The organism is Klebsiella sp. 1SOBk10mer (assembly GCF_046602535.1).
Classification (GTDB): domain Bacteria; phylum Pseudomonadota; class Gammaproteobacteria; order Enterobacterales; family Enterobacteriaceae; genus Klebsiella; species Klebsiella quasipneumoniae.
The window spans coordinates 181,972-203,788 of record NZ_JBKIUP010000006.1 but is presented as its reverse complement, the minus strand read 5'-3'; the positions used below and the strand labels follow the sequence as shown (position 1 = coordinate 203,788).

22 protein-coding genes and 1 tRNA gene are annotated in these 21,817 nt (G+C 58.6%); 16 read left to right on the top strand and 7 right to left on the bottom strand.

Translation table 11 applies throughout. From position 1 onward, the window contains the following. Positions 1 to 6: 6 nt before the first annotated feature. Both bacA and folB read right to left on the bottom strand, forming a co-directional pair. Complete coding sequence (bacA, locus tag ACLH1I_RS17250; RefSeq protein WP_004205255.1) at positions 7 to 828, bottom strand: undecaprenyl-diphosphate phosphatase; 822 nt, start codon at positions 826 to 828, stop codon at positions 7 to 9. Positions 829 to 1,026: 198 nt separating this feature from the next. Further along, on the bottom strand, positions 1,027 to 1,410 hold the full coding sequence (gene folB / locus ACLH1I_RS17245; protein ID WP_004150923.1) for a bifunctional dihydroneopterin aldolase/7,8-dihydroneopterin epimerase: 384 nt from the start codon (positions 1,408 to 1,410) through the stop codon (positions 1,027 to 1,029). A gap of 107 nt (positions 1,411 to 1,517) precedes the next feature. On the opposite strand from folB, the gene plsY reads away from it, so the two are divergent. Further along, positions 1,518 to 2,135, top strand: a complete 618-nt coding sequence (gene plsY, locus ACLH1I_RS17240; RefSeq protein ID WP_004205257.1) for a glycerol-3-phosphate 1-O-acyltransferase PlsY — start codon at positions 1,518 to 1,520, stop codon at positions 2,133 to 2,135. Between the two features lie 261 nt (positions 2,136 to 2,396). On the opposite strand, the gene ACLH1I_RS17235 is transcribed toward plsY, so the two are convergent. Then, complete coding sequence (locus ACLH1I_RS17235) at positions 2,397 to 2,543, bottom strand: hypothetical protein (protein ID WP_032426100.1); 147 nt, start codon at positions 2,541 to 2,543, stop codon at positions 2,397 to 2,399. On the opposite strand from ACLH1I_RS17235, the gene ACLH1I_RS17230 reads away from it, so the two are divergent. From ACLH1I_RS17230 to ACLH1I_RS17195, 8 genes are all read left to right on the top strand, one after another. Continuing rightward, positions 2,533 to 3,357 carry an urease accessory protein UreD gene (locus ACLH1I_RS17230; RefSeq protein WP_032456633.1) on the top strand — a complete coding sequence of 275 codons (825 nt, stop codon included), beginning with the start codon at positions 2,533 to 2,535 and terminating at the stop codon, positions 3,355 to 3,357. The genes ACLH1I_RS17235 and ACLH1I_RS17230 overlap by 11 nt on opposite strands. Positions 3,358 to 3,366: 9 nt before the next feature. Next, positions 3,367 to 3,669: an urease subunit gamma gene (locus tag ACLH1I_RS17225; RefSeq protein ID WP_002916871.1), complete on the top strand. Its 303-nt coding sequence runs from the start codon at positions 3,367 to 3,369 to the stop codon at positions 3,667 to 3,669. Between the two features lie 9 nt (positions 3,670 to 3,678). Then, positions 3,679 to 3,999: an urease subunit beta gene (locus tag ACLH1I_RS17220; RefSeq protein WP_004205259.1), complete on the top strand. Its 321-nt coding sequence runs from the start codon at positions 3,679 to 3,681 to the stop codon at positions 3,997 to 3,999. Next, entirely contained in the window at positions 3,992 to 5,695 is a 1,704-nt protein-coding gene (gene ureC, locus ACLH1I_RS17215; RefSeq protein WP_017899737.1) for an urease subunit alpha, read from the top strand. The genes ACLH1I_RS17220 and ureC overlap by 8 nt, the downstream gene beginning before the upstream one ends. A 9-nt stretch (positions 5,696 to 5,704) precedes the next feature. Then, positions 5,705 to 6,181: an urease accessory protein UreE gene (gene ureE / locus ACLH1I_RS17210; RefSeq protein ID WP_017899736.1), complete on the top strand. Its 477-nt coding sequence runs from the start codon at positions 5,705 to 5,707 to the stop codon at positions 6,179 to 6,181. Position 6,182: 1 nt separating this feature from the next. Then, positions 6,183 to 6,857, top strand: coding sequence for an urease accessory protein UreF (locus tag ACLH1I_RS17205; protein WP_198079824.1), 675 nt, complete (start codon positions 6,183 to 6,185; stop codon positions 6,855 to 6,857). An 8-nt stretch (positions 6,858 to 6,865) separates the two neighbouring features. Then, the gene (gene ureG / locus ACLH1I_RS17200; protein WP_002916877.1) at positions 6,866 to 7,483 is read left to right on the top strand and encodes an urease accessory protein UreG; all 618 of its coding nucleotides are present in this window, start codon (positions 6,866 to 6,868) and stop codon (positions 7,481 to 7,483) included. A 152-nt stretch (positions 7,484 to 7,635) separates the two neighbouring features. Beyond that, a complete protein-coding gene (locus ACLH1I_RS17195; RefSeq protein WP_004205264.1) occupies positions 7,636 to 9,243 on the top strand; it encodes a purine-cytosine permease family protein in 1,608 nt (535 codons plus the stop codon). 44 nt (positions 9,244 to 9,287) lie between these two features. Here ACLH1I_RS17195 and tsaD read toward each other — a convergent pair whose 3' ends face one another. After that, the gene (gene tsaD, locus ACLH1I_RS17190; RefSeq protein ID WP_002916879.1) at positions 9,288 to 10,301 is read right to left on the bottom strand and encodes a tRNA (adenosine(37)-N6)-threonylcarbamoyltransferase complex transferase subunit TsaD; all 1,014 of its coding nucleotides are present in this window, start codon (positions 10,299 to 10,301) and stop codon (positions 9,288 to 9,290) included. A gap of 237 nt (positions 10,302 to 10,538) precedes the next feature. Between tsaD and rpsU the strand changes: the two genes are divergently transcribed. The 3 genes from rpsU to rpoD all read left to right on the top strand — a co-directional run bounded on the left by rpsU (position 10,539) and on the right by rpoD (position 14,672). Further along, positions 10,539 to 10,754 carry a 30S ribosomal protein S21 gene (rpsU, locus tag ACLH1I_RS17185; protein WP_001144069.1) on the top strand — a complete coding sequence of 72 codons (216 nt, stop codon included), beginning with the start codon at positions 10,539 to 10,541 and terminating at the stop codon, positions 10,752 to 10,754. A 111-nt stretch (positions 10,755 to 10,865) separates the two neighbouring features. Then, positions 10,866 to 12,611 carry a DNA primase gene (dnaG, locus tag ACLH1I_RS17180; protein WP_017899733.1) on the top strand — a complete coding sequence of 582 codons (1,746 nt, stop codon included), beginning with the start codon at positions 10,866 to 10,868 and terminating at the stop codon, positions 12,609 to 12,611. Positions 12,612 to 12,830: 219 nt separating this feature from the next. Continuing rightward, positions 12,831 to 14,672 (top strand): RNA polymerase sigma factor RpoD, encoded by a 1,842-nt coding sequence (gene rpoD, locus ACLH1I_RS17175; RefSeq protein WP_004174339.1) that lies wholly within the window; start codon positions 12,831 to 12,833, stop codon positions 14,670 to 14,672. Positions 14,673 to 14,771: 99 nt separating this feature from the next. Here rpoD and mug read toward each other — a convergent pair whose 3' ends face one another. Continuing rightward, positions 14,772 to 15,278, bottom strand: a complete 507-nt coding sequence (gene mug, locus ACLH1I_RS17170; RefSeq protein WP_004205266.1) for a G/U mismatch-specific DNA glycosylase — start codon at positions 15,276 to 15,278, stop codon at positions 14,772 to 14,774. A 124-nt stretch (positions 15,279 to 15,402) separates the two neighbouring features. On the opposite strand from mug, the gene ACLH1I_RS17165 reads away from it, so the two are divergent. Both ACLH1I_RS17165 and ACLH1I_RS17160 read left to right on the top strand, forming a co-directional pair. Beyond that, positions 15,403 to 15,478, top strand: a tRNA-Ile gene (locus ACLH1I_RS17165). Between the two features lie 569 nt (positions 15,479 to 16,047). Continuing rightward, complete coding sequence (locus tag ACLH1I_RS17160; protein ID WP_004205279.1) at positions 16,048 to 16,320, top strand: hypothetical protein; 273 nt, start codon at positions 16,048 to 16,050, stop codon at positions 16,318 to 16,320. Between the two features lie 68 nt (positions 16,321 to 16,388). On the opposite strand, the gene ACLH1I_RS17155 is transcribed toward ACLH1I_RS17160, so the two are convergent. Further along, on the bottom strand, positions 16,389 to 16,754 hold the full coding sequence (locus ACLH1I_RS17155) for an HdeA/HdeB family chaperone (protein WP_075201815.1): 366 nt from the start codon (positions 16,752 to 16,754) through the stop codon (positions 16,389 to 16,391). 300 nt (positions 16,755 to 17,054) lie between these two features. On the opposite strand from ACLH1I_RS17155, the gene evgA reads away from it, so the two are divergent. Then, positions 17,055 to 17,669 (top strand): acid-sensing system DNA-binding response regulator EvgA, encoded by a 615-nt coding sequence (gene evgA, locus ACLH1I_RS17150; RefSeq protein ID WP_004205283.1) that lies wholly within the window; start codon positions 17,055 to 17,057, stop codon positions 17,667 to 17,669. Positions 17,670 to 17,673: 4 nt separating this feature from the next. Continuing rightward, positions 17,674 to 20,916 (top strand): ATP-binding protein, encoded by a 3,243-nt coding sequence (locus ACLH1I_RS17145; RefSeq protein ID WP_198079825.1) that lies wholly within the window; start codon positions 17,674 to 17,676, stop codon positions 20,914 to 20,916. Between the two features lie 89 nt (positions 20,917 to 21,005). On the opposite strand, the gene ACLH1I_RS17140 is transcribed toward ACLH1I_RS17145, so the two are convergent. Further along, on the bottom strand, positions 21,006 to 21,668 hold the full coding sequence (locus tag ACLH1I_RS17140) for a YfdX family protein (RefSeq protein WP_072140371.1): 663 nt from the start codon (positions 21,666 to 21,668) through the stop codon (positions 21,006 to 21,008). Between the last annotated feature and the right edge of the window lie 149 nt (positions 21,669 to 21,817).

Here is a 21,817-nt window from a genome sequence, read left to right as displayed (position 1 = left end):
CAGGCCTTAGAAGAAGACCACGTAAACCGCTGCCGCGACGATAAAGCGGTAGATAGCGAACGGAATGAACGAGATCCGTTTGATCAGCTGCAGGAAGGTTTTAATCGCAATCAGCGCCACGATAAACGCCATCACGAAGCCGACGGCAAACATCGGGACATCGCCCATGTTGAGGAAGCCGATGCTCTTGTAGACGTCCAGCACCGTGGCGCCCATCATCATCGGTACCGCCAGCAGGAATGAGAATTCCGACGCCGCGTAGCGGCTGACGCCCATCAGCATGCCGCCGGAGATGGTCGCCCCTGAGCGGGAGAAGCCCGGCCACAGCGCCAGGCACTGGAAGCAGCCGATAACGAACGCCTGACGATAGGTCATATCGTCAATCCCGACCGCGCGCGGCTGTTTCGGCTTCAGCACTTCCGCCGCAATTAACAGCACACCGCCGACAATCAGGGCGTACATCACGTTTACCGGGTTAAACAAAGATTTAATGGTGTCGTGGAAAATAAGCCCCATCACCACCGCGGGGATCATGCCGAGAAGGATATGGATAAGCGACAAGCGACCGCTGCCTTTACCTTCGTGCTCCGGCGGCCTGCCGAAATGGATGCCGATCAGGCCGAACAGGCGACGCCAGAACATGACCACCACGGCGAGTATCGAGCCTAGCTGAATAACCACTTCAAAGGTATTTGCCGTATCACCTTCAAACCCCAGCAGGTGACCAACAATAATCATATGACCGGTACTGGAAACAGGTAAAAACTCTGTCAACCCCTCAACCACACCCAATATTGCCGCCACCAGCAGCGAGTGTATATCGCTCATCCAATTAAACCCTTTAAAAAAGTAAAATGAAAAAAACCAGGAACACGGTATCGTTCAACAGGCACAACCCGACTGCCAGAGGGCGCACAATCCGCAGCATACACGGCGTACACAAGGATTCGCCTGCCGTTCTGGTAGAAGATCGCCAGTAAAATTGCCTGATGACCGGATGCTATGACCGGTATAAACGCAATTTGTTTAACAAGTATGACCTGAAAAGTTTTGTTTCAGATTAAGGCCACGTTCAATAATCACCCCGACGTTTGCCGCGCGAGCCACGGCGCCAGGTTTGCTGACTTTAATGCGCACCCATGGCGACTGGAATGTCTCCAGCAGCAGGTCGGCCACCTCTTCCGCCACCCGCTCCACTAACGCGAATTTTCCCCCCTCAACATGCGCGATGACGCGCTCGCTGATATCAGCATAGCTGAGGCAATCGCTGACATCATCGCTGGCGGCCGCCTTGCGGTTATCCCATGCAATTTCGATATCGAACACCAGCTTCTGCTCAATGGTTTGTTCCCAGTCATAAACACCAATGGTGGTGATTACCGAAAGTTGCTCTATAAATACAATATCCATCACGCCCTGCCTGCTTTTTAGCTAAACCGGATACCACTTCCGGCGAATTATGCGTATTATCCACAGATGCAGAGAATACAACGACATTTTCAAAACGGAACAGCGTTATGAGTGCAATCGCGCCTGGACTGGTACTCCTCGCCTACCTCTGCGGCTCCATTTCCAGCGCCATTCTGGTATGTCGCCTTGCTGGCCTGCCCGACCCACGCGACAGCGGCTCAGGCAACCCCGGGGCCACTAACGTACTACGAATTGGCGGAAAAGGGGCGGCCGTAGCGGTACTTATTTTTGATGTGCTGAAGGGCATGCTGCCGGTATGGGGCGCCTGGGCGCTGGGCCTGACGCCGTTCTGGCTGGGTTTAGTGGCGATTGCCGCCTGCGTGGGCCATATCTGGCCGGTTTTCTTTCATTTCCGCGGCGGTAAAGGCGTCGCCACGGCCTTCGGCGCTATCGCCCCCATCGGCCTCGACCTGACCGGCGTGATGGCCGGGACCTGGCTGCTGACCATCCTGCTCAGCGGTTACTCTTCCCTTGGCGCTATCGTCAGCGCGCTGATCGCTCCGTTCTACGTCTGGTGGTTTAAACCGCAGTACACCTTCCCGGTGTCGATGCTCTCCTGCCTGATCCTCCTGCGCCATCACGACAACATTCAGCGTCTGTGGCGCCGCCAGGAGAGCAAAATCTGGACGCGTGTGAAGAAGAAAAAAACGCCAGAAGAGAAGTAATCTCCCCTCCCGGCCCCGCCAGCCGGAGGGATCCCCGCTTCTATTTACCTGTCTCACCCGCCTTTTCGCCTTACGTCGTCATGATTGGCGATCTTCACCACATCCCTCTTTTGTAACAATGCGTTAGCGGTGACCCACAGCAAAAATCACGCCAGCGACCAGCGGCGCGGCGTCCCCCCCGCTGGCGCCTTTTCCGCAGCGGCTAGGCAGCGGATCAGGATATTGACGGCAATGATTATCCGGGTGAATAATCCGGAGCGGTTATGCCGCTTTCCCCTCGCGCCCAATGCGACGCTGCGGGTAACAGATGACATAAGCGTTTCGTATGACCGGGATAATCTCCCGCCGATCAATACTCATTGCTGCTGTTTTATCTTGATTTTGCAGGGGCGCAACATTGCACGGCACCGTGTTACCACCACTCAAAAAAGGCTGGCAGGCCACGCTGGATCTGCGCTTTCAGCAGGCCGGCGGCAAGACCGTTCTCGCCAGCGCCCAACACGTCGGCCCGCTGACCGTCCAGCGCCCGTTTTACCCGGAAGAAGAGACCTGTCACCTCTATCTGCTTCACCCCCCCGGCGGCATCGTCGGCGGTGATGAACTGACGATTAGCGCCCACCTTGATCCCGGCTGCCATACCCTGATCACCATGCCTGGCGCCAGCAAGTTTTACCGCAGCAGCGGCGCGCAAGCGCTTTTGCGCCAGCAGTTGACCCTCGCCCCGCAGGCGACCCTGGAGTGGCTCCCGCAGGATGCCATCTTCTTTCCCGGGGCGAACGCCCGGCTGTCCACCACCTTTCACCTGTGTGCCTCCAGCACCCTGCTGGCCTGGGATCTGCTCTGCCTTGGCCGCCCGGTGATCGGCGAAACCTTCAGCCACGGCACCCTCAGCAACCGGCTGGAGGTATGGGTGGACAATGAGCCGCTGCTGGTCGAGCGCCTGCACCTGCAGGAGGGAGAGCTCTCCAGCATCGCTGGACGTCCCTGGGTCGGCACGCTGCTGTGCTATCCGGCAACCGATGCCCTGCTCGACGGGGTGCGCGACGCGCTGGCGCCGCTCGGCCTCTACGCCGGCGCCAGCCTGACCGACCACCTACTGACGGTGCGCTTCCTCAGTGACGATAATCTGATTTGCCAGCAGGTGATGCGCGACGTCTGGCAGTTTCTGCGTCCTCATCTCACCGGCAAGTCCCCCGTACTCCCCCGAATCTGGCTGACTTAAGAGAACGTTATGGAACTGACCCCCCGAGAAAAAGACAAGCTGTTGCTGTTTACCGCCGCGCTGGTGGCGGAACGCCGCCTGGCCCGCGGCCTGAAGCTCAACTATCCGGAATCCGTGGCCCTGATCAGCGCCTTTATTATGGAAGGCGCCCGCGACGGCAAAAGCGTGGCCTCGCTAATGGAGGAAGGTCGTCACGTCCTGACCCGCGAGCAGGTGATGGAAGGCGTCCCGGAAATGATCCCGGATATCCAGGTCGAAGCCACCTTCCCGGACGGCTCGAAGCTGGTCACCGTTCACAACCCGATTATCTGAGGCAGCGCCATGATCCCTGGTGAATATCACGTTAAGCCCGGCCAGATAGCCCTCAACACCGGCCGGGCGACCTGTCGCGTGGTCGTTGAAAACCACGGCGATCGGCCGATTCAGGTCGGTTCGCACTACCATTTCGCCGAGGTCAACCCGGCGCTGAAGTTCGACCGTCAGCAGGCCACCGGCTATCGCCTGAATATCCCGGCCGGCACGGCGGTACGCTTTGAACCTGGCCAGAAACGCGAGGTTGAGCTGGTGGCCTTCGCCGGTCACCGCGCCGTCTTCGGCTTCCGCAGCGAAGTCATGGGCCCACTGGAGGCAAACGATGAGTAATATTTCACGCCAGGCCTATGCCGACATGTTCGGCCCCACCGTCGGCGATAAGGTGCGCCTGGCCGATACCGAGCTGTGGATCGAGGTGGAGGACGATTTGACCACCTACGGGGAAGAGGTCAAATTCGGCGGCGGCAAAGTGATCCGCGACGGGATGGGCCAGGGACAGATGCTGGCCGCCGACTGTGTTGACCTGGTGCTCACCAACGCGCTGATCGTCGATCACTGGGGCATCGTTAAGGCCGATATCGGCGTGAAGGACGGCCGGATCTTCGCCATCGGCAAAGCCGGCAACCCCGACATCCAGCCCAACGTCACCATCCCCATCGGCGCCGCGACGGAAGTGATTGCCGCCGAAGGAAAAATCGTCACCGCCGGCGGGATCGATACCCATATTCACTGGATCTGTCCGCAGCAGGCGGAAGAGGCGCTGGTCTCCGGCGTGACCACCATGGTCGGCGGCGGTACTGGCCCGGCGGCGGGTACCCATGCCACCACCTGCACCCCGGGGCCATGGTATATCTCACGCATGCTGCAGGCGGCCGACAGCCTGCCGGTTAATATCGGCCTGTTGGGCAAGGGCAACGTTTCTCAGCCGGACGCTCTACGCGAGCAGGTGGCGGCGGGCGTTATTGGCCTGAAGATCCATGAGGACTGGGGCGCCACCCCGGCGGCGATCGACTGCGCATTAACCGTCGCCGATGAGATGGATATTCAGGTCGCCCTGCACAGCGACACCCTCAATGAGTCCGGTTTTGTGGAAGATACCCTTGCCGCCATCGGCGGGCGCACCATTCACACCTTTCATACCGAAGGGGCCGGCGGCGGCCATGCGCCGGACATCATCACCGCCTGCGCCCACCCGAACATTTTGCCGTCCTCCACCAACCCAACGCTGCCCTACACCCTCAACACCATCGACGAACATCTCGATATGCTGATGGTCTGCCACCATCTGGACCCGGACATCGCCGAGGACGTGGCCTTTGCCGAGTCGCGCATTCGCCGGGAAACCATCGCCGCAGAAGACGTGCTGCACGACCTTGGCGCCTTCTCGCTCACCTCCTCCGATTCGCAGGCCATGGGCCGCGTCGGAGAAGTGGTTCTCCGCACCTGGCAGGTGGCGCACCGCATGAAGGTGCAGCGCGGCGCGCTGGCGGAGGAGACCGGGGATAACGACAACTTCCGCGTGAAGCGCTACATCGCCAAATACACCATCAACCCGGCGCTGACCCACGGCATCGCGCACGAAGTCGGCTCCATTGAGGTGGGTAAGCTGGCGGACCTGGTGGTCTGGTCGCCTGCCTTCTTCGGCGTGAAACCGGCCACCGTGATCAAGGGCGGCATGATCGCCATCGCGCCGATGGGCGATATCAATGCCTCTATTCCGACCCCGCAGCCGGTACACTACCGTCCGATGTTTGGCGCGCTGGGCAGCGCCCGCCATCACTGCCGCCTCACCTTCCTGTCGCAGGCAGCGGCGGACCATGGCGTAGCCGAGCGGCTGAACCTGCGCAGCGCGATTGCCGTGGTGAAAGGCTGCCGCACGGTGCAGAAAGCCGACATGGTGCACAACAGCCTGCAGCCTAACATCACCGTCGACGCGCAGACCTATGAGGTGCGAGTGGATGGCGAACTCATCACCAGCGAGCCGGCAGAGGTTCTGCCGATGGCGCAACGTTATTTTCTGTTTTAAGGAGTGCGGATGCTTTATTTAACTCAACGTCTGGAGACCCCCGCCGCCGCGACCGCCAGCGTTACGCTGCCGATTGATGTTCGCGTCAAAAGCCGGGTAAAAGTTACCCTCAACGATGGCCGGGAAGCCGGTCTGCTGCTGCCCCGCGGCCTGCTGCTGCGCGGCGGCGATGTGCTGAGTAACGAAGACGGCACCGAATTTGTGCAGGTGATTGCCGCTGATGAAGGGGTGTCGGTGGTGCGCTGCGACGACCCGTTTATGCTGGCGAAGGCCTGCTATCACCTCGGCAACCGTCACGTACCGCTGCAGATTATGCCGGGCGAGCTGCGCTACCATCACGATCACGTGCTGGACGATATGCTGCGCCAGTTCGGCCTGACGGTGACCTTTGGCCAGCTGCCGTTCGAGCCGGAAGCCGGCGCTTACGCCAGCGAAAGCCACGGTCATCATCATGCTCATCATGACCACCACGCTCACAGCCACTAGCATGTCGACAGCGGAACAACGCCTGCGGCTGATGCAGCTGGCCAGCAGCAACCTGCCGGTAGGAGGTTACAGCTGGTCCCAGGGGCTGGAGTGGGCTGTGGAAGCCTGCTGGGTGCCGGACGTCGCGGCCTTCGAGCGCTGGCAGCGACGGCAGATGACGGAAGGCTTTTTTACCGTTGACCTGCCGCTGTTCGCCCGCCTGTACCGCGCCTGCGAACAAGGCGATATCGCCGCGGCCCGGCGCTGGACGGCTTATCTGCTGGCCTGCCGGGAGACCCGTGAACTGCGGGAGGAAGAGCGCAACCGCGGCGCGGCGTTTGCCCGCCTGCTGAGCGACTGGCAGCCGGACTGCCCGCCGCCGTGGCGCACGCTGTGCCAGCAAAGCCAGCTCGCCGGGATGGCCTGGCTCGGCGTGCGCTGGCGCATCGCGCTGCCCGAGATGGCCTTAAGCCTGGGCTACAGCTGGATTGAGAGCGCCGTAATGGCCGGCGTCAAGCTGGTGCCCTTCGGCCAGCAGGCCGCCCAGCAGCTCATTTTACGTCTTTGCGACCACTACGCGGCGGCGATGCCCCGCGCACTGGCCGCGCCGGACGGCGATATCGGATCGGCCACGCCGCTCGCCGCCATCGCCTCTGCCCGGCATGAAACCCAATACTCCCGATTATTCCGTTCCTAGGAGAAGCCATGAATTCTTATAAACACCCGCTGCGCGTCGGCGTCGGCGGCCCGGTCGGCTCTGGTAAAACCGCCCTGCTGGAAGCGCTGTGCAAAGCGATGCGCGATACCTGGCAGCTGGCGGTGGTCACTAACGACATCTATACCAAAGAAGATCAGCGCATCCTCACCGAAGCGGGCGCGCTGGCCCCTGAACGCATTGTCGGTGTAGAAACCGGCGGCTGCCCGCACACAGCGATCCGCGAAGATGCCTCGATGAACCTCGCCGCCGTGGAAGCGCTGAGTGAAAAGTTCGGTAACCTCGACCTTATCTTCGTGGAAAGCGGCGGCGATAACCTGAGCGCCACCTTCAGCCCGGAGCTGGCGGATCTGACCATCTACGTCATTGACGTGGCCGAAGGGGAGAAGATCCCGCGCAAAGGCGGGCCGGGGATCACCAAATCCGATTTTCTGGTGATCAATAAAACCGACCTTGCCCCCTATGTCGGCGCTTCGCTGGAGGTGATGGCCAGCGATACCCAGCGTATGCGCGGCGATCGCCCGTGGACCTTCACCAATCTGAAGCAGGGAGACGGCCTGAGCACCATTATCGCCTTCCTCGAAGACAAAGGCATGCTCGGCAAATAGGCCTGTTGCACCAGCCGGGCGCAGACGCGTCCGGATGGTGCAACCCCTGCTCTCTCTTCTATCACCCTGCGCTCCCCTCCCCGCCACGCCTGCCCTGCAATATGGCATAAGGTTTGCTAATTCAAGTCATGCCTAACCATTAAGGAATGACTATGTCATCACTGGATCTCAACCCTGAATTACCCGCGACAGCGCGGACTTCCGGCTCCCGGGAAACCTTAGAAGATTACACCTTACGTTACGCCCCGCTGAGCTTCCGCCGCTGGGGACCGGGCGTCGTCGCGGTCACGGCGCTGGGCGGCATCGCCTATCTGGCGGACTTTTCCATCGGCGCCAGCATCGGTATGGCCTGGGGCACCAGCAACGCCATCTATTCGATCCTGGTGGCGGCGCTGGTGATCTTCCTCACCGGCATTCCGCTGGCGATCACCGCCGCGCGCTACAACATTGACCTTGACCTGATCACCCGCAGCGCCGGCTTCGGCTATTTCGGCTCAGTGATCACCAGCATTATTTTTGCCGGCTTCACCTTTATCTTCTTCGCCCTCGAAGGCTCGATCATGGCCCAGGGGCTGCTGGTGGGCCTCGGGATACCGCTGTGGATGGGGTATCTGATCGCCACCCTGATGGTGCTCCCGCTGGTGGTCTATGGCATGAAAGCCCTGACCCGCCTGCAGGTATGGACCACTCCACTGTGGCTGGTGCTGATGGTGGTGCCGGTGGTGTGGCTGATTGTCAAAGATCCGCAGCTGGTGGACGGCTTCCTGCATTTCGCTGGTAAAAACAGCGCGTCGACGGTGGACATCACCGCCATCATGCTCGGCGCCGGGGTATGCCTGTCGCTGATCATGCAAATTGGCGAGCAAATTGATTACCTGCGCTTTATGCCGCCTAAAACCGCGGAGAACCGTAAAAGCTGGTGGCTGGCGGTCTTTTCCGCAGGCCCGGGCTGGGTGGTGTTAGGCGCGATCAAACAGATCATCGGCGCCTTCCTCGGCTTCTATCTGTTGACCCGTTTTCCGGCGGTGCACAATACCGAACCGGTGCAGCAGTTCGTCAGCGTCTTCGATAATCTGGTGCCCGGCTGGCTGGCCCTGACGCTGGCGGTGGTGCTGGTGGTGATCTCGCAGATCAAAATTAACGTCACCAATGCCTACTCCGGCTCGTTGGCGTGGACCAGCGCCTGGACCCGCACCACCAAACGCTATCCGGGGCGGATTATTTTTGTGGTGGTCAATCTGGCGATTGCCCTGGCGCTGATGGAAGGCGATATGTTCAGCGCCCTGTCGTGGATCCTCGGCTTTTACTCCAACTTCGCTATCGCCTGGGTCGTGGTGGTGGCGACCGACATCACCTTTAATAAAGGCTTGCTCAAGCTGGCCCCGGCGCAGCCGGAATATCGTCGCGGCATGATCTACAACGTTAACCCGGTGGGCGTGGTTTCCTTTGGCCTGGCCGCCGGGCTGTCGATCTGCGCTTTCTTCGGCCTGCTGGGGACGACGTTGGCGCCGTTCTCGCCGCTGATCGCGTTGGTCGTCGCCTTTGTCATGACCCCGCTGATGGGGATTCTCACCCGCGGGCGCTACTATATTAAGCAGGTGGATGACGGGATCGCCGAACCGCGCTATGACGCGGCGGGGAACGCCTCGACCACCGTGTATCAATGCGTTAGCTGTGAGGAAGAGTACGAGCGCCCGGACGTGATGCATTCACATAAGCATCAGGGTGCCATCTGCTCACTGTGTAAAAGTATGGAGTAGTCAGGTAGGCAGGCCGACGTGACGTCGGCCTGTTTCAGGACGCTTTAGGCGGCAGGTAGTTCGGCCAGCGGCCAGCGCGGGCGGACCGTCACGCCGAGCTCAGCTTTGGCGCCGGTTTGCAGACGCACCATGCCGGCGTAGGCGATCATCGCGCCGTTATCGGTACAGAACTCAGGGCGGGCGTAGAATACCTCACCGCCGCGTTTTTGCATCATCTCCGCCAGCTTCGCCCGCAGGGTGCGGTTGGCGCTCACGCCTCCCGCCATCACCAGACGCTTAAAGCCGGTTTGCTCCAGCGCGCGGCGACATTTAATCATCAGCGTATCGACAACCGCATCCTCAAACGCGCGGGCGATGTCGGCGCGGGTTTGTTCATCGTCGCCGTTGCTGCGAATGGTGTTGGCGGCGAAGGTCTTCAGTCCGGAGAAGCTGAAGTCCAGCCCCGGACGGTCGGTCATCGGACGCGGGAAGACGAAGCGGCCTTCAGTACCCTGGGACGCCATTTTCGACAGCATCGGCCCGCCGGGATAATCCAGCCCCAGCAGTTTCGCGGTTTTATCAAAGGCTTCGCCCGCCGCATCGTCAATCGACTCGCCCAGCAGTTCGTACTGGCCGATACCGGTGACGCTGATCAGCTGCGTATGGCCACCGGAAACCAGCAGCGCGACGAACGGGAACGCCGGCGGGTTATCTTCCAGCATCGGCGCCAGCAGGTGCCCTTCCATATGGTGTACCGGGATCGCCGGCACGTTCCAGGCGAAGGCCAGCGACCGGCCAACGGTCGCCCCGACCAGCAGCGCGCCGACCAGGCCAGGACCCGCCGTATAGGCGACGGCGTCGATATCTTTCGCCGTCAGGCCGGCCTCTTTCAGCGCCGCCTGGATCAGCGGCACCGTTTTGCGCACGTGGTCGCGCGATGCCAGCTCCGGCACCACGCCGCCGTAGTCCGCATGCAGTTTCACCTGACTATACAATTGGTTGGCTAACAGACCTTGCTGGTCGTCATAAATCGCGATGCCGGTTTCATCGCAGGATGTTTCAATGCCCAGTACACGCATGAGTTGTTTTACCTCGCTTCAATACCGCGCAGTGTAGGTCCAATGACCGGCGATGTAAAACTTTGCTCACCCCTGGTGCTCTCTTCGTGTATACTCCTCACCCTTATAAAAGTCCCTTTCAAAAAAGGCGCAGGTGCTTTACAAAGCAGCAGTAGTTGCAGTAAAATTCCGCACCATTTTGAAATAAGCTGGCATTGCGGCCAGCGGCAAACCGAATTAATCAAAGGTGAGAGGCACATGCCGGTAATTAAAGTACGTGAAAACGAGCCGTTCGACGTAGCTCTGCGTCGCTTCAAGCGTTCCTGCGAAAAAGCAGGTGTTCTGGCGGAAGTTCGTCGTCGTGAGTTCTATGAAAAACCGACTACCGAACGTAAGCGCGCTAAAGCTTCTGCAGTGAAACGTCACGCGAAGAAACTGGCTCGCGAAAACGCACGCCGTACTCGTCTGTACTAATCTGTTGAGAGCGACGCTCTCAATTCAGACCGAGTTGTAGTTGTAAGGCCGTGCTTCCGAAAGGAATGCGCGGCTTATTTTCGTTTATAGTCATCAGAAATAACGGGGCTTATGGCTGGACGAATTCCACGTGTATTTATTAGCGATCTGCTTGCCAGAACCGACATCGTCGATCTGATCGATGCGCGGGTAAAGCTGAAAAAGCAGGGCAAAAATTTTCACGCGTGCTGTCCGTTCCATAACGAAAAAACCCCCTCTTTCACCGTCAACGGTGAAAAACAGTTTTACCACTGCTTCGGCTGCGGGGCGCACGGCAATGCTATCGATTTCCTGATGAACTACGACAAGCTCGAGTTCGTGGAAACGGTCGAAGAGCTGGCCGCCATGCACAACCTCGAAGTGCCTTATGAAGCAGGCAACGGACCCAGCCAGATAGAGCGCCATCAACGGCAGAACCTCTACCAGTTACTGGATGGTCTGAATACGTTTTATCAACAGTCTCTGATGCAGCCCGCCGCCGACCCTGCGCGCCAGTACCTGGCAAAACGGGGGTTAAGCAGCGAGGTGATTACGCGCTTTGCCATCGGCTATGCTCCCCCAGGTTGGGATAACGTTTTAAAACGTTTTGGCGGCAATCAGGAAAATCGCCAGTCGCTTATTGATGCCGGCATGCTGGTCACCAACGATCAGGGACGCAGTTACGACCGCTTCCGCGAACGGGTGATGTTCCCCATCCGCGATAAGCGAGGCCGGGTGATTGGGTTTGGCGGACGGGTGCTGGGCGATGCCCTGCCGAAGTATCTCAACTCCCCGGAAACCGACATATTCCATAAAGGCCGTCAGCTATATGGCCTGTATGAAGCGCAGCAGGACAACCCCGAACCACCGCGTTTGCTGGTTGTCGAAGGCTATATGGACGTCGTGGCGCTGGCGCAGTACGACATCAATTATGCTGTCGCCTCGCTGGGTACCTCGACCACGGCCGATCATATCCAGCTGCTGTTCCGGGTGACCAATAACGTCATCTGCTGCTACGACGGCGACCGGGCCGGCCGCGATGCCGCCTGGCGCGCGCTGGAGACGGCGCTGCCGTACATGACCGATGGTCGCCAGCTGCGCTTTATGTTTCTGCCTGACGGCGAAGACCCGGATACGCTGGTGCGTAAAGAGGGCAAAGCGGCGTTCGAGGCGCGGATGGAGCAGGCTCAGCCGCTCTCCACGTTCTTGTTTAACAGCCTGCTGCCGCAGGTCGACCTCAGCACGCCGGACGGGCGCGCGCAGCTGAGCACGCTGGCGCTGCCGCTGATAACCCAGGTACCGGGCGAAACCCTGCGCATCTATTTGCGTCAGGAGCTGGGCAACAAGCTGGGCATTTTAGATGACGCCCAGCTTGAACGTTTAATGCCAAAACAGGCGGAAAATGGCGCCCCGCGCCCCGCGCCACAGCTAAAACGCACGACCATGCGTATACTGATAGGACTGCTGGTGCAAAACCCGGATCTGGCGCCGTTAGTCCCACCGCTGGAGGGGCTGGACTCGCGCAAAATGCCGGGGCTGAGCCTGTTCGGCGAGCTGGTGAAGAGCTGTCTGGCGCAGCCTGGTCTGACTACCGGGCAACTTTTAGAGCAATATCGCGGCACAAAAGAGGCCGCAACCCTTGAAAAACTGTCGATGTGGGACGATATAGCAGATAAAGATATCGCTGAACAAACCTTCACCGACTCGCTCAACCATATGTTTGATTCACTGCTGGAACTGCGACAGGAAGAGTTGATTGCTCGCGATCGCACACACGGTTTAAGCAGTGAGGAACGCCGGGAGCTCTGGACCATCAGCCAGGAGCTGGCGAAGAAATAAATGACAGACTCAGTCATTCACGTTGCATTGATGCAGCAGCAGAACGCAGAGCAACGTGAAGGACACCGTATTTAACGGCTTAAGTGCCGAGTATCGATCGGGAAGCCCCCGACAGCCGCGCAGAGGCGCAGCGGCAATAATATAAGTACGCCCTCGCTTTAAATGTCGACAGCCCGCCTGTCGACACCAATCAAACGAATTAAGTGTGGATACCGTCTTATGGAGCAAAACCCGCAGTCACAGCTGAAGCTTCTTGTCCAACGTGGTAAGGAGCAAGGCTATCTGACCTATGCCGAGGTCAATGACCATCTGCCGGAAGATATCGTCGATTCCGATCAGATCGAAGACATCATCCAAATGATCAACGACATGGGCATTCAGGTGATGGAAGAAGCACCGGATGCCGATGATCTGATGCTTGCCGAAAACACCGCGGATGAAGATGCTGCCGAAGCCGCCGCGCAGGTGCTCTCCAGCGTGGAATCCGAAATCGGGCGTACGACCGACCCGGTGCGCATGTACATGCGTGAAATGGGTACCGTAGAGCTGCTGACCCGTGAAGGCGAAATCGACATCGCCAAACGCATTGAAGACGGCATCAACCAGGTGCAGTGCTCCGTTGCCGAATACCCGGAAGCGATCACCTACCTGCTTGAGCAGTACGACCGCGTGGAAGCGGAAGAAGCCCGTCTGTCCGATCTGATCACCGGTTTCGTCGATCCGAATGCCGAAGAAGATATGGCGCCGACCGCCACCCACGTTGGCTCCGAGCTGTCTCAGGAAGAGATGGATGACGACGAAGACGAAGACGAAGATGAAGACGCCGACGACAACAGCGATGACGACAACAGCATCGACCCTGAGCTGGCCCGTGAGAAGTTCGCCGAGCTGCGTACCCAGTACGAGCTGACGCGCGACACTATCAAAGCCAAAGGTCGTAGCCATGCCGCCGCCCAGGAAGAGATCCTGAAGCTGTCTGAAGTCTTCAAGCAGTTCCGCCTGGTGCCGAAGCAGTTCGATTACCTGGTCAACAGCATGCGTAGCATGATGGATCGCGTTCGTACTCAGGAACGTATCATCATGAAGCTGTGCGTTGAGCAGTGCAAAATGCCGAAGAAAAACTTCATCACCCTGTTCACCGGCAACGAAACCAGCGAAACCTGGTTCAACGCCGCGGTGGCGATGAACAAGCCGTGGTCCGAGAAGCTGCTGGAAGTGAAAGAAGACGTGCAGCGCGGCCTGCAGAAGCTGCAGCAGATCGAAGAAGAGACCGGCCTGACCATCGAGCAGGTGAAGGATATCAACCGTCGCATGTCCATCGGTGAAGCGAAAGCCCGCCGTGCGAAGAAAGAGATGGTGGAAGCGAACCTGCGTCTGGTTATCTCGATCGCCAAGAAATACACCAACCGCGGTCTGCAGTTCCTCGACCTGATTCAGGAAGGCAACATCGGTCTGATGAAAGCGGTGGATAAGTTCGAATACCGTCGCGGCTACAAGTTCTCGACCTACGCTACCTGGTGGATCCGTCAGGCGATCACCCGCTCCATCGCGGATCAGGCGCGCACCATCCGTATTCCGGTGCATATGATTGAGACCATTAACAAGCTCAACCGTATCTCCCGTCAGATGCTGCAGGAGATGGGCCGTGAACCGACCCCGGAAGAGCTGGCTGAGCGCATGCTGATGCCGGAAGACAAAATCCGTAAAGTGCTGAAGATCGCCAAAGAGCCTATCTCCATGGAAACGCCGATCGGCGACGATGAAGATTCGCATCTGGGGGATTTCATCGAGGATACCACCCTCGAGCTGCCGCTGGATTCCGCGACCACCGAGAGCCTGCGTGCGGCAACGCACGACGTGCTGGCCGGCCTTACCGCTCGTGAAGCGAAAGTCCTGCGTATGCGTTTCGGTATCGACATGAACACCGACCACACGCTGGAAGAAGTGGGTAAACAGTTCGACGTTACTCGCGAACGTATCCGTCAGATCGAAGCGAAGGCGCTGCGTAAACTGCGCCACCCGAGCCGTTCTGAAGTGCTGCGTAGCTTCCTCGACGATTAATCGTCGCGGGACAGCGTCCAAAGCCGGTTAAAAAGCTCCCTGCGGGGAGCTTTTTTTATGGCGTTTCGCTGGCCGCTCGGGGAAAGCCGCCGCTCTCCGCTACTGACCGCGGGTCGCCAGGGCATCATCCAGTTCACGATAGGCCGCCACCAGCTTATCGAGCGTCGCCCGGTTTAAACCGCTGGGATTGGGCAGCACCCACACCTGGGTCGTGCCAATGGTCATCGCCTGTTTCCCCCACTTCGCCCCGCGCTGGTTAAAGGCCAGCTCGAAGGCCTGCTTGCCGAGCACCGCCAGCGCCTGCGGCTGATACTCCTCAATCTTCTTCACCAGCTCACGGCCGCCGCTGCGCAGCTCCTGCAGGGCGACCTCGCTGGCCTGCACCGTCGGACGCTCAACCAGCATGGTGATGCCGCAGCGCGTATCCAGCAGCTGCAGCTCCTCTTCCGGCCTGAGCTGCCGATCGGTAAAGCCGGCCTGATGGATGACCTTCCAGAAGCGGTTGCCAGGATGGGCAAAATGAAAGCCGGTATGGGCGGAAGACTTCCCCGGGTTGATACCGCAAAAGACGACGCGCAGGCCCGGCGCAAGGATATCGCTAATCATGTTTTCTCCGGCTGTATGGCTAAAACATGATTATAAAGGATTGAAAATGCATTGTTTATAAAAACAGCAGCTGCGCGCTTTACGCTGGATTGCAACCGTCAGTTACTTTATAATCCCTCGCCACGGCCCCTTAGCTCAGTGGTTAGAGCAGGCGACTCATAATCGCTTGGTCGTTGGTTCAAACCCAACAGGGGCCACCAAATTTTAGCAGTAAATACATATAGTTAGGCCACTCGAAAGAGTGGCTTTTTTGTTTCTAAATTTTAGAATAGCGATAAAATGGCAACATAAGCCGTTGAGCAATGCGCGTGGTCAGCATTTTCTTGCCATTCCGCTAAGAGGATAAAAAAATCCGTTATCGCGAAAAGGAAAATTTACGCTTACGCTAAAATAGACAGTGCTCTATCCTGGCAAAAGTTTGCGCAGGCCATCTGCGTTGTCCACCTCCCGAAGCCAGTCCATCATTGCCGCGTTCCTGTTTACTCTGTCTTACTACGCAAGGTCGGCATAAAACACCTTTCATTCCCGCAACGCTGGAATTCATACTGCTCACGATAACTTTAACAATTCAGGCCAATTTCCGAAAAATACCCCTTCCCTGTACCAGCTGATCAAAATCAACGCCCCCCTCCCGTCGCTCATATATACAACCCGCTGACTCACACAAAAGGATGAAAATATGAAAATACGGGATATATCAGTCAGTACCTGTCTGGCACTGTTATTAACGGGTTGCGTAGCTAAACCACCGATGGCGACGGAAAGCGAAATGAAAGAAGCCGCCGCTTTTGCCTTTAATGTCGATGTTTCGCAGGTGACCATTTCCGATGCGAAGCAGCAGGATGTGAAAACCAACTTTGTGGCGACCATCGGCAACACCCGCCATCGCTGCTATGTGACTAAAGCCGCCGAGCCGAAACTGTATGGACTGATCCCGCTGGGCGGTAGTAGCACCGTCTCGGATGCCATCTGTGCCGGCGCCAACCCGACGCCAGCGAGCAAAACCTGCGACGCCCTGTCGAAAAAAGCGGGCCGCTGCTGATCTTCGGCGCAGAAATTGGCCGCTAACTGCACGTTTAGTCACTTTTTCTGCCGCTTTACCGCGGTCGCTTAGTTCAGCGACCGCACCTGCTGATAAGAATTGAGCCGTTCCCGCAGCGAAGTCAGCCAGGCATCTGGCTCCTGACGGCAGATTTCGGTGAGGATCGGCGTCAGCACCAGCTCGGCTTCATGGAAGTCGGTCCACTCCGGCGGCTGCAGGGAAAAAGGATCGTTCATCAGCCAGATCACCATCGGCGTCCAGGTGCGCGGATCCAGCTGCAGATAATCCTGACAGCGCATCATATCGCGCGTCCGCGCCTCAGTGGTCGTCACGTCCTTTCCCACCGCGGCGTTACTTATTGCCAGGACGATTATTCCTGCCATCAGACGTTTCCAAGCACATTTTCGCCAGAGGGGGCGCTTTGCTTTTACCATTGTTATTATTTTACCTGCCAGCTGTCACCGGACGATATTCCCGGCACCTCACCTTAAAAAGCGCAGATTAATCGTTTGCATTTTTTTTAACAGCAGACAGCGCTGAAGCAAGCGAACGCCTTTTCCTACAGCTGTCATCCCGATATGCAAATATATTCGGCAGGCACACATCCACAATATTTTCCCGGCCGAAAACGATTTGTGTTACAATTGCGCCTTATTACGGCACCGATAAAAATAACCCCCGCCGCACCTGCATCAGGCATCGCCCTCTTTTTTCATATCAGGATTTACGCCCCCATGAATGCGATAATCATTGACGATCATCCATTGGCACGTATCGCCATTCGCAACCTTCTCGACAGCAACGGCATTACCGTCGCAGCGGAACTCGACAGCGGCGCCCATGCGGTACAGACCGCCGAAACCATGCAGCCTGACCTGCTGATCGTCGACGTTGATATTCCGGAACTCAGCGGCATAGACGTTCTGGAGCAGCTGCGAAAACGCCGCTACCGGGGAAAAATCATCGTCATTTCCGCCAAGAATGAACTGTTTTACGGCAAACGTAGCGCCGACTGCGGGGCCAATGGTTTTGTGAGTAAAAAAGAGGGAATGAATAATATCCTCGCCGCGATCGACGCGGCCAATAATGGCTACAGCTATTTCCCTTTTTCACTGGAGCGCTTCTGCACCCACGGCATCACCGATCAGGACCGACTGGATACGCTGTCAACGCAGGAGATGAAGGTCTTCCGCTATATTCTCAGCGGCATCGACTACACCACCATCGGCAGCAAAATGAATATCAGCAATAAGACGGTAAGCACCTATAAGGTCCGTCTGATGGATAAATTAGGCTGCAGCTCCCTGCTTGAGCTTTATGACTTTGCGCAACGCAATAAAATAGGGTGATGGCATGGTCGTTCGTCTTATTTTATCCCTGATTGTCGGGCTGGCGCTGAGTCTCTCTCCCTCCGCGTTTGCCATGAAGCAACTGGAGCTGAAAAGCCATGCCCACATTGCGGCGATCGACATTCCGCTCAACGATAAGGCAAAGGCCTGGCTGGCCGCCCAGCCAACGCTGATCGTCGGCACCTGGCTCCCTGAGATGACGCCCGTCGTCTACGACAGCGACGAAGAAAGCTATCAGGGGATTAACGCCGACTATCTGGCGCTGATGGCGCACAGCCTCGGGCTGAAGGTGGTTATCCGCCAATATGACACCGAGCAGCAGGCGCTGGCCGCCCTGGCCGACCGCCAGGTCGATACCCTGCTCACTCAGGTGGCGCACCGGGATGCGCTCGCCCCGGGCCTGGTTCAATCCGCACCGCTGATCAAAACCTGGCCGACGCTGGTCACCTCGCTAAAATCCCCCCTGCCGCCGCTAACCACCGACCGCCGCGTCAAGCTAGCCTGCACCCGCGATTGCGCCTTTTTCGATATTATTCAACAGGCCTTTCCCAACGCCAAAATCACCCTTTACGATAGCGACTATCAGGCTCTCGCCTCGGTGGTCAGCGGCGAGAATCAGTATTTCATCGGCAATAACATCACCACCGGCCACTGCATCTCGAAATATTTCTCGCAATCGCTGGTCATCGCACACTATTTTCGTCAGCAGGAGCAGCACAACCGCTTTGTCACCCGCGAGGATCGACCGGCGCTGCACCAGCTCCTTGACCGTTTTATCCACGCCATCGACAGCGATACCGCGATGCGGATCATGCAAAACTGGCTCAACCGCGGCGATCTGTCGTTTCTTAATACCCCGTTGCCTTTTACCGCTGAGGAGCAGCGCTGGCTGCGGAAGCATCGTCACATCCGCCTGCTGGTTAACCCCTACTTTCCACCTTTTACCCTGGTGGATGACGAAGATGAGCTGCGCGGCATCATGGCCGATATGCTGAATATTTTCTCACTACAGACCGGGCTGCAGTTTGACCCTATTCTGGTGCGCAATCGTCAGGATCTGGCAAAGCGCATGGAAAAAGAGGATTGGGCGATCATGCCCGCCGCGACCCTGACCCCGCAGCCGCAGGCCTACGTCACCCTCAGCGAGCCGCTCATTAACGTGGCCTTTGTGCTGGTCGCCCGCGGCAGCGCGCCCGACCCGCATCTGCTGACGCGCCCGGCACGGATCGCCCTGCCGGTGGGGCCGATCGCCGCCCACGACCTGAAAGCGCGCTTTCCGCAGGTTAACTGGGTGGAGACGGATAACGTTGGTGTCGCCATGAAGATGGTGGAGGAAGGCGAGGCGGATGCCGCCGTGGCCTCGGAGCTTTCCGCCCGCTATATGATCGATCACTACTATCCGCAAGATCTTCACTACACCCGCATCGATGGACTCCCGGTCGCCGCCATTCGGCTGGCGATCCCACGCGATGAACCGGTGCTGGCCGCAGTGCTCAACAAAGCGCTGCAGGCCATTCCGCCGCGGGACATTCTGCAGATGACCGAGAAGTGGTCGAAAATCTCCAGCCAGCAAATAGAGAACTGGAGCCAGTACAGCCGCCAGTTTTACCAGCTGATCGCCTTCGCGCTGGTGCTGATCGCCATCAGCCTCGGCTGGGGACTCTCCCTGTGCCGGGAAGTACGCAAACGCAAAGACTCTCAGCAGCGGCTGGAAGAGGAGCTGGCGCAGAAGGAAGCCCTCTCCTGCGCGCTGGAGCGGGAAAAAGACAAAGCGATTCAAGCGACAAAAGCCAAGAGTCGCTTTCTGGCCAGCATGAGCCACGAGCTGCGCACGCCGGTGAGCGCCATCGTCGGCTTTCTGGAACTGCTGGCGAAACCGGAGCTGAACGTCGGTCAGCGTAAAGAGGCGATCGAGCTGGCGGGGTCGACGGCGCAAACCCTGCTGGGACTTATCGGCAATATTCTCGATATCGACAAGATTGAGTCGGGAAAATACCAGATCACCCCACAGTGGAGCGATGTGGCGCAGGTGGTGTCGCAGCAGTGCCACACCTTCGGCGCGCTGGCGCAGCAGAAGGGGATCGCGCTGCATAGCCATCTCCCTCTGCAGGAGGGGATCGCGCTGTGGGTCGACCCTCAGGCGCTGCGGCAAATTCTCAATAATCTCATCGGCAATGCGCTGAAGTTTACCGCCGAGGGCGCGATTCAGATCTCCTGCCGGCTGGCGCAGGCGGATGAGACACAGGGAGAGCTGACCCTCATCGTTAGCGACAGCGGCTGCGGGATCAGTGAAGCAGAGCAGGCCACCCTCTTTCATCGCTATGCCCAGGCGCGCCAGGGACGCCAGCAGACCGGCTCCGGGCTGGGGCTGGTCATTTGCCAGGAGCTGGTTACGTTGATGCAGGGCCGGCTGGAGATGGTCAGCCGTCCGGGTGTGGGGACCACTTTCACCATCACGCTGCCGGTCAGGGTGAGTCGCTGCGCGATTCACGCGCCACAGGCGTTGCCCGCCAGGCCGCAGGCCCTGCCCGGGCTGTCGATATTGATAGCGGACGACCACCCCACCAACCGGCTGTTGCTCAAACGCCAGCTCAACACTATCGGCTACAGTGTCGATGAAGCCTGCGACGGTGAAGAAGCGGAGAATAAGCTCGCCGGCAAACATTACGATCTGCTGATCACGGACCTCAATATGCCGAAGAAAGATGGCCTGGCGCTGGCGGCGTCGTTACGCCGACGCTACCCGAGCCTGGTGATTTGGGGAGTGACCGCCAGCGCGCTGCCGCAGTCGCGGGAGGCATGTCTGGCCAGCGGCATGAATATGTGTCTGTTTAAGCCAGTGTCGGTTCAGACGCTGAGCCATGAGCTCAGCCGCTTAGCGGTGGGCCACGCATCACCTAACGCCGCCCGGCATCTGAAGCTCAGCGTGCTGACCGAAAATACGGGGGGAGACCAGGCGCTGATGGCTGAGATGCTGGAGACGTTCCGCGATGCGTCGGCCACAGATTTACAGGCCGCCGGACAGGCTATCGCCCGGCATGAACCGCAGACCTTTCTGCGGGCGCTGCACCGTCTGCACGGTTCAGCACAAATCCTGGGGATTACTGCGCTACAACAACTGTGCGCCCCTTTTGAGGCTAAGCGACCTGATTCGCTGACGCCGGCAAGCTGTCTGGAGGTGGTACAGCACATCACCGGCGTCATGCGCGAGATCGATGGCGAAATCGACGCCCTCATCGGCCGCTAGCCGTTCCGGTCGGGCAGTCCGCTGCCCGACCGCTAAGGGGACATCCTTGTCAGTCTCTTCCTCTGCGCTCTCTCAGGGTGGAACGAGGATCAGTTACCCGCCACCAGCATCTCGCTGTCCACCACGATGCCCTCTTCAGCGCCTTTCAGCACCAGATTCGCTTCGTAATACTTCCCGGCTTTCAGCAGTTTTTGCGCCTGCGCCACCGCCTTACGGGTCTGGTTAAGCGGCATCAGATACTGGTTCTCAATCACGCCAATACCGGCCAGACGCAGGGTATCGATAGCCCCTTTCTGATCGCCTTTCGCCAGTTTTTCGTTGGCAGATTTAATGGCACTCTCTTTTTCCGGGGTGGCCACATAGTCTTCAGACAAGGCGATGGTCGCATTGATCACCACATAGCGATCGGCGATCATTTTGGCTGTCGCGTCGGTTTTCACGAACTTCGCCCAGCTGGCGTCATCGGCGGCCAGCAGCGCGGCGGCGTCGTCTGTCAGTTTTTTGGCGCTCTCCGGCTGGCCGTGAAACAGCGCCAGACGGGCGAACTGGACGTCGCGCATCGCGTTCGCGCCCTGAACCGCCACCTGTAACACATCGGCGGCTTCTTTCTGCACCTGCGCTGTGGCTGCCGCGGCAGGCGCTGCCGTCGCGTTATCTGCTGCCCACACCGGAGAGGTCCCCATCATGGTTGCCAGCAGGCTCGCCAGAATGACTTTTTTCATCGTTAACTCCTGATTAAAATCGGTAAGCATCACCAAACGCAGCCAGCTTAAAAAATATCGTGGTTGTTGAGAATCAGAGCCCGGAATCGATATTGCGGGCCTTGTCTGACAGCTGTCAGACAAGGCGTATAAAGTGACCTCAGCACTCTTATTTACGCCTGGCGATGGCACGGCCTACT